Genomic DNA, 12,994 nt, shown 5'->3' with positions numbered 1-12,994 from the left:
CCTCCCCGCCGCAGGCGTCCCGCCCGTCGCCGAAGAACACCCCGACCGGCGCCAGGTGGAAGCTCCCGCCCACGCCCATCTTCTCGGCGGCGGCCTTGAGATGGACGTCGGACGGCGTCATCGTCGGATTGAGCCGCACCCCGAGCATCCGCCTGGCCTGGTCGTAGTACGGCGCGAGCTCCTGCTGCCAGTCGGTGATCTTGCCCCACTGCCGGTCCTGGAAGAACGCGGCCGGCGGGACGTACAGCGTGTTGGCGTAGTTCAGCGAGCCGCCGCCGACGCCCGCGCCGGCCAGCACCAGCACCTTGCCCAGCACGTGGATACGCTGGATGCCGTAGAGGCCGAGCGAGGGCGCCCACAGGTAGTTGCGCACGTCCCAGGAGTTCTTCGGCAGTTCCTCGCGGGCGAAACGGCGGCCCGCCTCCAGCACGCCGACCCGGTAGCCCTTCTCGGTCAGCCGCAGTGCGGACACCGCGCCGCCGAAGCCCGATCCGACGACGATGACGTCGTAGTCGTAGCCGTCTTCCTGTGCCACCTGGTCCTCCGGAGGGTCGGTCGTCGAGCCGGGTCGAACTGCGGCGAACCGCATCGAGGCAGGTCGCGGCGAGTCGAGGTGCATCGGAACAAATCGGTGCGGATCAGGATCAGTTGTCGGATACGGAGCCGCGCGGGTGCCCGCCGCCGGCGGACCCGTCGGGCGCCGCACGCCGGTGTGCCCGGCCGAACCGCGGCCGGCCCGCGCTCGGCGGATGGCGCTCAGCGGATGCGCAGCCCCTTCATCAGCCGCAGCGACCGGTTGAGCAGCGCCGCGTACTTCTCGTCGCTCAGGCCGAACGCCGGGCCCATCGGCATCAGCCGCTGCACGGCGATGGTCTGCGCCTCGGTGTACTTCACGATGCCCTCCGAGCCGTGCCGGCGGCCGAGCCCGGAGTCCTTCATGCCGCCCATCGGCGCCCGCACGCTGCCGTAGGCCGCCGCGTACGCCTCGTTGACGTTGACCGTGCCGGAGCGCAGCCGGGCCGCGAGCGCGATGCCGCGGCGGATGTCGCGGGTCCACACGCTGGAGTTGAGGCCGTACTCGGTGGCGTTGGCGCGCGCGACCGCCTCGTCCTCGTCCTGGAAGCGGTAGACCGACACCACCGGGCCGAAGGTCTCCTCGGCGCACACCGCCATCGGGGCCTCGACGCCGGCCAGCACGGTCGGCTCGTAGACGTACGGGCCGATGTCGGGGCGCGGGCGGCCGCCGGTGAGCACGGTGGCGCCCTTCTCCCGGGCCTCGTCCACGTGCCGGGTGACCACGTCGAGTTGCCGCTGACCGACCAGCGAGCCCATGCCCGCCCCGTACGCCAGCGCGGTGCCGAGCTTGAGCGACCGGGTCAGCTCGACGAACTTCGCGGTGAAGGCGTCGGCGACCGATTCGTGCACGAACAACCGCTCGATGGAGATGCACAGTTGCCCGGCGGAGGCGAAACAGGCCCGCACCGCGCCGGCGGCGGCCTTGTCCAGGTCGGCGTCGCGCAGCACCAGCAGGGCGTTCTTGCCGCCGAGTTCGAGCGAGGCGCCGATCAGCCGGGCGGCGGCGCGCTGGGCAACCTCGCGGCCGGTGCGGGTGGAGCCGGTGAAGGAGACGTAGTCGGCGTGCTCGACCACCGCGGGGCCGACCACCGGGCCGTCCCCGATCACGATCTGCCAGACGTCCTCGGGCAGCCCGGCCTCGATGAGCTGCCGGCGGGCCCACAGCGCGGTCAGCGCGGTCTCGGTGTCGGGCTTCATCACCACCGCGTTGCCGGCCGCGAAGGCGGGCAGCGCGTCGCCGACGGACAGCTCCAGCGGGTAGTTCCAGGGCGCGATCTGCCCCACCACCCCGCGCGGCTGGCGCAGTTCGCGCGCCTTGGTGAGGGTGGGCACGGCGCCGGTGTGCCGCTTCGGCTTGAGGTAGGCGGGCGCCTTGAAGCCGTAGTGCCGGGCGGCCATCGCGACCACCTGCACCTCTTCGTGGGCGTGCAGCCGCGCCTTGCCGGTCTCCAGCTGGATCAGGTCGAGGACTTCGGCCTGCCGGGCGAGCACCAGGTCGTGGAAGCGCAACAGCACCCGGGCGCGGTCGCGTACGGAGGTCGCCGCCCAACCGGCCTGGGCGGCGCGGGCCCTGCGGTACGCCTCGGCCACGTCGTCCGGGGTGGCCTCGGGCAGGTCGGCGAGCTGGTCGCCGGTCAGCGGGGTGTGGCCGGCGGTGCGGCCGGAGCCGAGCACGCCCCGGGTCAGCCGGGCGACGAGATCGGGGGTGACGACATCCCGCGGACCGCGCGCGGTGGCGGGTTGCGGCGCGACAGGGTTCTCGGTGCTGCCGTCGGTGAGGGAGGCACTGCGTGTCACGCTTTCCGGCGAATCCGTCATGCCGGTGAGGGTACGGCGACCGGCCCGCCCTGGGTACCCATCAGTAGCTTTTTTCTCCGTGACTTCCGCAACCACGCCAGCACGCAATGGCATCGTGACGATCTTCGCAGGTCAGATGGGTCGAACAAGCGGGCGTTTCAACCGGTGGTACGGGCCGGGTCCAGCTCGCGGTCGGCAGTGGGTCCGCCTGGCGGCACGGGTCGGATTCACCTCGCGGCGCAGGTCGGACCGCCGCTCGCGCCCGCCGTCACGGCGGACCGCCCGGGGTCAGTTCGCGGTGTAGGTCTGGACGGCCTTGTCGAACGCCTGCTGGACCGCGGCGCGCTGGTTGTCCAGGCCGGTGACCAGCACGATGTGGTACTTCCCGTCGATCAGGATGGCGAGGTTCCGCGCGTACACGCCCTGGCCGCTGGAGTTGCGGTAGGTGTACTCGCCCTCGGCCGCCGGGTGGCCGTCGAGCGTCAGGGACTGCAGGCCCGACGCGGAGGACCAGGACGAGGAGCGGAAGTCGGACAGCTCCGGCTCGTTGAGCTGGTAGGAGACCGGGTCGGTGCCGTGCGCGGAGGACCTGTCGCGGCCGGGGACGACGGTGAGTTGGAGGTCGTCGCCGGAGTAGGTGACGTCGTCCTGGGCGTTGGGGCCCGAGCGCTGCCAGCCGGTGTGCACCGCGACGGAGAAGCCGGCCGCGTCGTGCCGCAGCGCGAAGTCGGGGCCGAGCGCGGGTCCTGACGGGGAGGCGGGCGCGGTGTTCGCGGGCTTGGCCGGGGGCTTGGTGGCGGGTGCGGACTTGCCGGCGCCCGGCGCCGTGGAGCTGCCGCCCTTGCCGTCGTCGTGCTTGCCGCTGCCGGGCTTCGGCATCTGGGCCGGCACGCTGCGGTCGGCCTTCGCGCCGTCGGAGGAGTCGCCGCGGTGCGGCATGATCAGCAGGGCGTACGCCACCGCGGCGGCGAGGATCACCAGCACCGCGATCAGCAGCCGCACCCCGAGCCGGCGCGGGGAGTCGTCGTTGCCGTCGGGACGCCGGTAGACGACGTCCTCCTCGTGGATGTGCGGGCGGGCCGTGGTGCTCGGGCCGCTGCGGCTGACGGTGGGCTGGGCCGGTACGGACGGGCGCGGCTGCCGGGCCGCCTTGGCCGGGCGGGCCGCCTCCATCGACGCGGCCGGTGCGGCGGCGGGTCCGGGACCCACGCCGGACATCCCGAGGGCCTGCGTGGCGCCGAACGCCTTCGACGGCTTCGGCAACTTCGCGGGCTTGGGCGGCTTGGGCGGCTTCGGCGGACGGCCGACCTTGGCCTGCTTGCCGCGGGCGTGTCTACGGTGCTGCGCGCCCGCCTCCGTCTCGGCGGCAGACTTCCGCCACCGCCGGACCAGTTCGCCCCTGCGCCGCTTCACCGGCAGCTTCGCCGGGTCGGTGGGCACCTGCACGGTGCCGACGCCGAGATCGGGCTCGGGCGCGGACCGGATCAGCGAGCGCAGCCAGCCGCCCAACTCCTCGGCCTCCGGCCGCTCCTCGGGGTCCGGGCGCAGCAGCGACTCCACGATCGGCCGCAGCGGGCCGCACTCCTCGGCGAACGCCGGCGGCTCCGCGCAGACCAGCTGGACGAGTTCGGCCGCGCTCTCCTCGGGGAAGGGCGGATGGCCCTGGACGCTGCGGAACAGCAGCGAGCCGAGCGCCCACAGGTCGGCGGCCGGGCCGATCGGCGGGGCCAGCCGCCAGTTCTCGTGCACTTCGTGTGCCTGCTCGGGCGCCCAGCGCTCGGTGACGGCGCCTACCACGGTGATGCGGTTCTGCCGGGCCCGCTCCTGTTCGAGCGCGGAGCGCGGGCCGTGCCAGTCGTCGGAGTCCTCGTCGGCGCCGCCGGCGAGCACCTGCTCGGGCACCGGGTCGTATCCGCACAGCGCTTCCTGGGCGGCGCCCGCGGCCAGGCCGGCGAGCATGGCGCGGCCGTCGTCGCAGACCAGGACGGTGCTCACGGTGACGTTGCGATGCGTCCAACCGGTGGCGTGCAGGGCGCGCAACGCGGTCAGCACATCGGAGGCGACCTCGGCGGCGCGGTAGGCGTCCAGTGGACGCTCGGCGAGTAACGCGGCCAGCGGCCGGGCGGACACCAGTTCGCTCGCGATCCACAGGCTGCCGTCCTCGACGAAGATGTCGAAGACCTGGACCAACCGGGGGTGGTCGGGAATGGCGGCCGCGGTGCGGGCCGCTTCCAGGGCGCGCCGGGCGCTCTCGTCGAGCTCCTCGGCGTCGTCGGACCTGCCGGGCCCCTCCTCGCCGGGGTCGGCGCCGACCACCTCGGGCAGCAGCACCTGGTGGACCAGGACTTCCTGACCGCTGTAGGTGTCGAAGGCGCGGCTCTCGACGAGTTCGAACTCGTCGGCGGGTGGCCGGGGCAGCCGGTAGCGCTCAGCGAGCACCCGTCCTGCGTACTCCTCCACGGCGCCCCCCTTCCGGCCCGCCCGTTCGCTCATCCGCCCGCGCACCTGAAACGGTCAGGCCCTTTCAGGTCCGGGCACTTCCGACGGCGAGTCGGTCCGTATCCGGCTGCGGACAGTCCACACGCACTCACCTTACGTGCTTCGGCCCGCCTACTCGGCCGGTTTGAAGGTACTGAAGAAGGACGCGAGCCTCTGCTGGTTCACGGCGCCGTCCCACGCGCCGGCCGGCGTGGTGTACATCAGGGCGTAGCCGTGCTTCTTGTCCGTCACCATGCCGCGGTTCAGGACATGTACGGCCGTGCCCTTCTGCTTCCGGGTGTATTCCCAGTCGGCCGCGTCGTAGTCGCGGTAGTCCGCGGAGACCACCTTGATCTGGTGGTAGTCCTTCATCTGCCCGGGCGCGGCGGCCGCCGAGGTCTGCCAGTTGTGCAGCGCGCTCTTGCCCGGGCTGTGGGTCCAGTCCACCAGCAGGTTCTCGCCGCCGCTGCCCTTGAAGCGGGAGCCGACGCCGTACCCGTCGTCGCCGACCCGCTTCCACCCGGCGGGGAGCGCGATCGAGAAGCCCTCGGAGTCCTTGAAGACGTGCCAGCCCGCCGGGAGGGTGTCGGCGCCGGACCCGGTGGCGGCGGCCGGCGGGGTGCCGGCGCCGGTCGTGCCGCCCGTCGCGGGCCGCCCGGCCCTGCCGTCGGGGTCCTGACCCTGGCCGCTCTCCTTGGCCGCGTTCTTGTCCGTGCCCCGGGCGGAAGTGCTCGGCGTGCTGCCGCCGTTGCCCTTGCCGCCCTTACCGTCACCGGAGTTGGCTATCGCGACGCCTATGACGGTGCCCAGCAGGGCCAGCACCACCAAGGCGATCACGATCACCAGGGTGCGGCGCGGCACCACGTCGCTCAGCGGCGCGCGCGCCGGACCGGCCGGACCCGCCGCTCCCGCTCCCGCGGGCGGCTTCCGATCGGCGGCCTTGCGCAGCGCCCGCAGCGCCTCGCGCGCCCTGGCCTGGTCGATCGCGGCCTTCCGGGCGGCGGGCGGCGCGTCCGTCGGCACCGGCTGGGGGTCGGCCGAGGCGCCCGCGGTGGGCGGCGCCGCCGGCATCGGCATCACGCTGGTCGGCTCGGAGGCCGGCGCGACCGGCTCGTCCGGAGCGTTCACCACCTCGTTGAGCAGCCGGCGCGCGCCCGCGTCGTCCAGCCGCCGGTCCGGGTCCTTGTCCAGCAGCCCGGTGACCGCCTCGGCGAGCGGTCCCGCGGTGCGCATCGGCCCGACCGGCTCGGTCATCACCGCGGTGAGGGTGGCGATCGCGGAGCCCCTGTCGTACGGCGGATGCCCCTCGACCGAGGCGTACAGCAGCGCGCCGAGCGACCACAGGTCGGCGGGCGGGCCGGGCTTCTGGCCGCGGGCCCGCTCGGGCGAGATGTACGACGGCGCGCCGACGAGCATGCCGGTGGACGTCACCGACGGGTCGCCGTCGATCAGGGCGATACCGAAGTCGCCGAGCACGACCCGCCCGCCGCCCGAGGCCCGGCCCTCCTCGTCGCTGCCGCCCTCCGCGAGCAGCACGTTGGACGGCTTCACGTCGCGGTGCAGGATGCCCTCCGCGTGCGCGGCCTTGAGCACGTCGAGCAGCACCAGGCCGATCTCGGCGACGCGCTTGGGGGTGAGCGGACCGTCCTCACGGATCGCGTCGGCGAGCGAACGGCCCTCGACCAACTCCATGACGATCCACGGCCGGTCGTCCTCCTTGACGACGTCGAAGACCGTGATGGCACCGGTGTTGCGGATGCGCGCTGTGGCCTTCGCCTCGCGCAGGGTGCGGGTGACCAGGCGGCGCTTCTCGTCCTCGTCGACGTTGCCGGGGAAGCGCAGTTCCTTCACGGCGACACTGCGGCCCAGCGTCTCGTCGACCGCGCGCCACACGGTGCCCATGCCGCCCTTGCCGAGCACGCCGCCGAGGCGGTACCGGTCGGCGAGCAAGCGTCCGTCGGTACCTTCGTCCTCGCTCATGGAATCCCTCTGTCGTGTCTTCCGGGTGGGTGCATGGCGCCGGGGTGGCGGCGCGCACCGGGTGCGCCTGCGCGCGAGCCGGATGGCGGCGGCCGCCGACGGCGGCGCCGGCGGTTGTCGGGCGGTTGGGCTACCCATCATCCCCGAACCGGGAACGTGGTTGCGAACCCGGCTGGTCAGCCCCTGGCCCGGAATCCGGCGACGGCGTTGTTGAACACCGGTAGCCACTGCTGCCATTCGGCTTCCGGGGCCGACAGGTAGATCGCGTACTCGGTGCCGCCCGGCTTGCCGAAGCCGAGGTCGATGGCGTGCCAGTCGCGATACGTGCCCTTGAAGGTGAACTCCCACAGCGCGGCCTGCTCGCCCAGTTGCAGGGTGCGGTCCATCCGCAGGCGATCGTAGCCGTCGACCTTCTTCGAGGTCTGCGGCTCCACTTCCTCGAAGTGCTCCAGGGGGTCGGTGCTGCCGAACGGCAGCGCGTTGACCTTCAGCCCGACCAGCCCGTCGGAGGTGATCCAGTCGACCTCGTCGTTGCCGTTCGGTGTCGTCCTGGTCCAGCCGTCGGGCACGGGCACGGAGTAGTCGTAGCCGTCGTGGTGCTCCGTCGCGAGCCGGTAGCCGGCCGGGAGCTTCGGCGGCGGCGGTGTGGTCGGTGCCGGTGCCGGCTTCGTGGTGGGGGCCGGGGCGCTCGTCGCACCCGTCGGCGTCGGGCTGACGTCCGCCGAGGCTTTCGTGCCGGCGGAGTTGGCGCGGTGGACGGCGTACAGCGCGCCGCCGGCCACCGCGGCGACCACGACGACGGCCGCGATCCACGGCAGGGCTCGGCGGCGGCGGCGCGGGGTGGGCGAGCCGTGGTGCTGCGCGGTCGACTGTGCGCCGTCTTCCGGGCCCTGCGCGCCCGGCCCGGGCTCCCGCGGGCCGCCCGGCGCTTCCTGCGGGTCCTGCGGGGGCTCCGGGGCGGCGTCCTCGCCCTGCGGGCCGGGTGTCCCGTTGGCGGCGAGCGGCGTGACGACGGTGGTCCCGGTCCGGCCCGTCTGCTCGTTGCCGAACCGGTCGCGCTCCACCTGCGCGGTGTCCGTCTCGGCGGCCGGCAGCCGCAGCATCCGCTCGGCCTCCTCGGCCGACAGCCGCTGCTGCGGGTCCCTGACGAGCAGCCCCGCGATGAGGTCGGCGAGCACCCCGGCCTTGGCCGGCGGTTCGAGCGGCTCCTCGGCGATCGCGTACGCGGTCTCTATCGCGGTGGGGCGGCGGAACGGCGATATGCCCTCGACCGCCTGATACAGGGTCGCGCCCAGCGCCCACAGGTCCGACTCGGGCCCGGGCAGGACGCCACGTATCCGCTCCGGACTCAGAAAGTCGATGGAACCGATGAGTTCGCCGGTGCGGGTCAGGGTCGAGGTGCCGGACGCCTGGGCGATGCCGAAGTCGGTGAGGACGATCCTGGAGTCCTCGCCGAGCAGCACGTTGCCGGGTTTGACGTCGCGGTGCAGCACGCCGGCACGGTGGGCGGCACGCAGCGCGGCGACCATTCCGCGGCCGACCCGGGCGGCCTCCGCCGGCTCCAACGGGCCTTCTGCCTTGAGGCGTTCGCCCAGCGTGACCGAGGGGACGTACTCCATCACTATCGATGGCAGCCCGGCGTCGTCGACCACGTCGTGCACGACCACCACGTTGGGGTGGCTGATCCGCGCGGCGGCCCGGGCCTCCCGCCGGGTGCGCTCGAAGAGGGTGGCCAACTCCTCGTCGTCCATGTGCGGTTGCGGCGGGTGAAGCTTCTTCACCGCGACCTGGCGGCCGAGGAGTTCGTCCTCGGCCAGCCACACCGTGCCCATCCCACCCCGGCCGACGCGTTCGAGCAGCCGGTAGCGGCCCGCGACGAGCCGCCCTTCGTCGCCGTGTCCGGCCCCATTCATGTCGTGCCCTTCCGGTCCCCCACGGGCGCCTCCCGTATTGCGCCCAGGCGAACTTGGCGCCTAGAGGGGCACGATATCGGGCGCGCCCAACCGGGCGGCGTCCGCGGTCTGGTCATCCGGCTGGAGTTGCGACTCGCGCTCGGCCTCGACCCGCTTCTCGTAGTACTCGACTTCCTTGTCGATCTGCCCCTGGTCCCAGCCAAGCACGGGTGCCATCAACTCCGCGGCAGGGCGCGCGCTTCCGGTGCCGCGGTCGAAGGTCTCGATGGAGATACGCGTTCTGCGGGTCAGCACGTCCTCCAGATGGCGGGCACCCTCACTCATGGCCGCGTAGACGATCTCGGCGCGCAGGTAGTCGTCGGCGGCTGGCAGCGGGTCGCCGAGCGAGGGGTCGTCGGCGATCAGCGCCAGCACCTCCTCGGAGAGCGTGCCGTACCGGTTGAGCAGGTGCTCCACCCGGGCGACGTGCACGCCGGTACGGGCGGAGGTGCGGGCCCGGCTGTTCCACGCCGCCTGGAAGCCCTCGGCGCCGAGCAGCGGCACCTCCTCGGTGCAGCACCCGGCGACCTTGCGGTCCAGGCCGTGCACCGCCTCGTCCACGGCGTCCTTGGCCATCACCCGGTAGGTGGTGTACTTGCCGCCGGCCACCACCACCAGGCCCGGCAGCGGGTGGGCGACGGTGTGCTCGCGGGACAGCTTGCTGGTCGCGTCGGACTCGCCGGCCAGCAGCGGCCGCAGCCCCGCGTACACGCCCTGGACGTCGTCCCTGGTCAGCGGGGTGGCGAGCACCGAGTTGACGTGCTGGAGCAGGTAGTCGATGTCGGCGCTGGACGCGGCCGGGTGCGACTTGTCCAGGTCCCAGTCGGTGTCGGTGGTGCCCACGATCCAGTGCCGTCCCCACGGGATGACGAAGAGCACGCTCTTTTCGGTACGCAGGATCAGCCCGGTGCTGGAGTGGATGCGGTCCTTCGGCACGACCAGGTGGATGCCCTTGGAGGCGCGGACGTGGAACTGGCCGCGCTCGCCGATCAGGGCCTGCGTGTCGTCGGTGAACACCCCGGTCGCGTTGACCACTTGGCGGGCCCTGACCTCGTACTCGCCGCCGGCCTCCAGGTCCTCGACCCGGGCGCCGACCACCCGCTCGCCCTCGCGCAGGAACCCGACGACGCGGGCCTGGTTGGCCACCACCGCGCCGTACGACGCCGCGGTGCGCACCAGCGTCATCACCAGGCGGGCGTCGTCGACCTGGGCGTCGTAGTACTGCAGGGCGCCGACCAGGGCGTCCTTGCGCAGCGCCGGCGCGATCCGCAGCGCGTGCTTGCGGCTGAGGTGCCGGTGAACGGGCAGGCCGCGGCCGTGCCCGGAGGAGATCGACATCGCGTCGTAGAGCGCGACGCCGGAGCCGGCGTAGAGCCGCTCCCAGCCCTTGTGCTGGAGCGGGTAGAGGAACGGCACCGGCTTGACCAGGTGCGGGGCCAGCCGCTCCAGCAGCAGCCCGCGCTCCTTCAGCGCCTCCCTGACCAGGGCGAAGTCGAGCATCTCCAGATAGCGCAGGCCACCGTGGATGAGTTTGCTCGACCGGCTCGACGTGCCGGACGCCCAGTCGCGCGCCTCGACCAGACCCACCGACAGGCCACGGGTGGCGGCGTCCAGCGCGGTGCCCGCGCCGACCACACCGCCGCCCACGACCAGGATGTCCAGTTCGTGCTCGGCCATTCGGGCCAGAGCCTGGGCCCTTTCCGCCGGGCCGAGTGATGTCGTACGCATCCGTGCCTCCGTGACTGCGTCGCTACGGTGTCGCTCGGTGTCTCGCTGTCGCCTGGTGGTCGGTGCCCCGGTCGATGCCGTGGCCGGTCCCGCGGTCGGTCCCGCGGTCGGTGCCCCGGTCAGTGCCGTGGCCGGTCCGCGGCTGGTTGCGCGGGCGGCTCGGGCCGCCGCGTTCCTACCCGCTCCCTTTCGATAGTGACCGCCCCGGCGCCGAGCGGCCAGCGCTGCCCGGCGCGCCGTGTGGTCATATCAGTGATTTGTCTGGTTAGCCTGCTTAAAAGCCATCTGTGAGCCCATTCGTGCGCCTCACCGAGGGTCGGCTCCAGGGAGAGGACCCGAAACCATGCCCGCAGACCTCGCCGTACTCGGACTGGGCCACACCGGTCTCCCCTTCGCGCAGGCAGCCACCGCCGCCGGCATCGGCACCATCGGCTACGACCCCGATCCGGCCGTCGCGGCCGACATCAACGCCGGCCGGGTGCCGCCGGGCACCCTGGCCGCGGCCGAACTGCGCCGGATGCTGGCCGGCGGTTTCCGCGCCACCAGCGACCCCGCGGCGCTCGGCCGGGTCAGAACCGCCGTGATCTGCGCGCCTACCCCGCTCGGCGAGGACCACGCCCTGGACCTGACCGCGGTCGCCGCCGCCGCCCGCGCGCTCGCCGGCCACCTGCGCCCGCACACCACCGTCGTCCTGGAGTCGGCGGTGCACCCGGGCACCACCGAGGAGTACCTGCGGCCGCTGATCGAGGCCGGCGGGCTGCGGGCCGGCCGTGACTTCCACCTCGCGTACTCCCCCAGCCGGCTCGACCCCGGCAACCGCGACTTCCCGCTCTCCCACATCCCCAAGGTGGTCGGCGGCCTCACCCCCGCCTGCACCGAGGCGGCCGCCGCCTTCTACAGCCGGCTGAGCGAGCGGGTGGTCCGCGCCCGCGGCCCGCGCGAGGCCGAGGCGGTCAAGCTGCTGGAGACCAACTACCGGCACGTCAACATCGCCTTCGCCAACGAGATGGCGGTCTACTGCCACGACCTCGGCGTCGACCTGTGGGACGTGATCCGGTGCGCGGAGACCAAGCCGTTCGGCTTCCAGGCGTTCCGCCCCGGACCCGGCGTCGGCGGCCACGCGGTCCCCCTCGACCCCAACGCGGCACCGCACTTCGCCACCGGCAGCGGCACCGGCACCGGCCGCCCGCGCACCCCCGGCCACCCGCTGCGCATGGTCGAACTCGCCCAGGAGGTCAACGGCCGCATGCCGCGCTACGTGGTGCAGCGTGCCGCGGCCCTGCTCAACGAGCACGGCAAGTCCCTGCGTGGCGCCCGGGTGCTGCTGCTCGGCGTCACCTACAAGGCGGACCTCGCCGACCAGGAGGGCGCGCCGGCCCGGGAGATCGGCACCCGGCTGATGGAGCTCGGCGCCCAACTCTGCTACCACGACCCGTACGTGCCGCAGTGGCGCGTTCTCGACCATCCGGTGCCGCGCGCCGACTCGTTGTGGGAGGCCGCGGCCGACGCGGACCTGACGCTGCTGCTCCAGCACCACCGCACCTACGACCTCCAGGGGCTGGCGGTCAAGGCCCAACTCCTGCTGGACACCAGGGGGGCGACCCCCGCCGGGGCGGCGGCCCGGCTGTAGTAGCTGTAGTACGGGACCACAGGGGCCCGTGGGGCGGGGGTTGTGCGCACTTGTCGTGGTCCTGTAACGACCAGATGAAGCATCTTGTCCGATTGTCGCTCCCCCCTGCTAGATTTCGGACACTGTTTCGCACCCGCGCAACCTTGTGCGATACCCGCTTCCGTCCCCGGGGGAACCCTTCGTGAGCGCCAACTTCCCGCCTCCGCAACAGCCTTCCGGCCAGAACCCGTACGCTCAGCAGCCGCCCGGTAGCCCCTACGGCCAGCCGCCGGCCGGGAACCCGTACGGCGGCCAGCCGCAGAACCAGCCGCAGAACCCGTACGGCGCCCCGCAGGCCGCACCGGCCTTCAACCCGAACGCCTACCCGCCGCCGGCCGTCGCCCAGCAACGCGACAACGTGGGTCTGGGCATCGCGGCCGGCGTCGTGGTCGCCATCCTCGCGGCGCTCGCCTACGGCGGCCTGCTGCGCGCCATGGCCAAGAGCGACGGCACCACGGTCGAGTTCCGCTACGCGGCGCTCGCGGTCGGCGCGCTGATCGGCGTCGCGATGGGCAAGATCGGCGGCCGCAACATCGCGCTGCCGATCGTGGCGATCGTGCTCGCGCTGCTCTCGGTGATGTTCGGCGAGATCTTCGGCGGCGCGCTGGTCATCAGCCACTTCGTCAACGAGCAGGGCGGGGACATCTCCGTCAGCCAGCTGCTCTTCCACCACTTCGGCATGCTCTTCAAGGGATGGAAGTCGGACTTCGGCGCGATGCGGGTCTTCTTCCTGATCTTCGCCGGGCTCGCCGCCTGCGGCCTGGCCAAGCGGATGGGCGAGAACTGAGCCGCCCCGACCACGGCATGACGAAGG

Annotated in this window: 8 protein-coding genes; 2 read left to right on the top strand and 6 right to left on the bottom strand. The window is 73.0% G+C overall.

Annotation, left to right across the window (positions count from 1 at the left end; all coding sequences use genetic code 11):
* From AC13HU_RS18025 to AC13HU_RS18000, 6 genes are all read right to left on the bottom strand, one after another.
* The coding region (locus AC13HU_RS18025; RefSeq protein WP_483042909.1) for an NAD(P)-binding protein at positions 1 to 619 on the bottom strand (619 nt) is incomplete at its 3' end.
* Between the two features lie 137 nt (positions 620 to 756).
* Complete coding sequence (locus AC13HU_RS18020; RefSeq protein WP_483042908.1) at positions 757 to 2,394, bottom strand: succinic semialdehyde dehydrogenase; 1,638 nt, start codon at positions 2,392 to 2,394, stop codon at positions 757 to 759.
* Between the two features lie 267 nt (positions 2,395 to 2,661).
* Positions 2,662 to 4,833 carry a serine/threonine protein kinase gene (locus AC13HU_RS18015; protein ID WP_483042907.1) on the bottom strand — a complete coding sequence of 724 codons (2,172 nt, stop codon included), beginning with the start codon at positions 4,831 to 4,833 and terminating at the stop codon, positions 2,662 to 2,664.
* 150 nt (positions 4,834 to 4,983) lie between these two features.
* Positions 4,984 to 6,831 carry a serine/threonine-protein kinase gene (locus AC13HU_RS18010; protein WP_483042906.1) on the bottom strand — a complete coding sequence of 616 codons (1,848 nt, stop codon included), beginning with the start codon at positions 6,829 to 6,831 and terminating at the stop codon, positions 4,984 to 4,986.
* A 176-nt stretch (positions 6,832 to 7,007) separates the two neighbouring features.
* Entirely contained in the window at positions 7,008 to 8,744 is a 1,737-nt protein-coding gene (locus AC13HU_RS18005; RefSeq protein ID WP_483042905.1) for a serine/threonine-protein kinase, read from the bottom strand.
* Positions 8,745 to 8,804: 60 nt separating this feature from the next.
* Positions 8,805 to 10,511 (bottom strand): glycerol-3-phosphate dehydrogenase/oxidase, encoded by a 1,707-nt coding sequence (locus AC13HU_RS18000; RefSeq protein ID WP_483042904.1) that lies wholly within the window; start codon positions 10,509 to 10,511, stop codon positions 8,805 to 8,807.
* A 343-nt stretch (positions 10,512 to 10,854) separates the two neighbouring features.
* Here AC13HU_RS18000 and AC13HU_RS17995 point away from each other — a divergent pair, with 343 nt between their 5' ends.
* On the top strand, positions 10,855 to 12,141 hold the full coding sequence (locus AC13HU_RS17995; RefSeq protein WP_483042903.1) for a nucleotide sugar dehydrogenase: 1,287 nt from the start codon (positions 10,855 to 10,857) through the stop codon (positions 12,139 to 12,141).
* Positions 12,142 to 12,322: 181 nt separating this feature from the next.
* The gene (locus AC13HU_RS17990; protein ID WP_483042902.1) at positions 12,323 to 12,967 is read left to right on the top strand and encodes a hypothetical protein; all 645 of its coding nucleotides are present in this window, start codon (positions 12,323 to 12,325) and stop codon (positions 12,965 to 12,967) included.
* Positions 12,968 to 12,994 lie beyond the last annotated feature (27 nt).

The sequence above is a fragment of the Streptomyces sp. NH27 genome, from assembly GCF_056859195.1.
This window is presented reverse-complemented; position numbering and strand designations above follow the sequence as displayed.

Coding starts and splice junctions, on each gene's coding strand:
- AC13HU_RS18020 (WP_483042908.1), bottom strand. CDS start 2,394: ATGACGGATTCGCCGGAAAGCGTGACACGCAGTGCCTCCCTCACCGAC.
- AC13HU_RS18010 (WP_483042906.1), bottom strand. CDS start 6,831: ATGAGCGAGGACGAAGGTACCGACGGACGCTTGCTCGCCGACCGGTAC.
- AC13HU_RS18005 (WP_483042905.1), bottom strand. CDS start 8,744: ATGAATGGGGCCGGACACGGCGACGAAGGGCGGCTCGTCGCGGGCCGC.
- AC13HU_RS18000 (WP_483042904.1), bottom strand. CDS start 10,511: ATGCGTACGACATCACTCGGCCCGGCGGAAAGGGCCCAGGCTCTGGCC.
- AC13HU_RS17995 (WP_483042903.1), top strand. CDS start 10,855: ATGCCCGCAGACCTCGCCGTACTCGGACTGGGCCACACCGGTCTCCCC.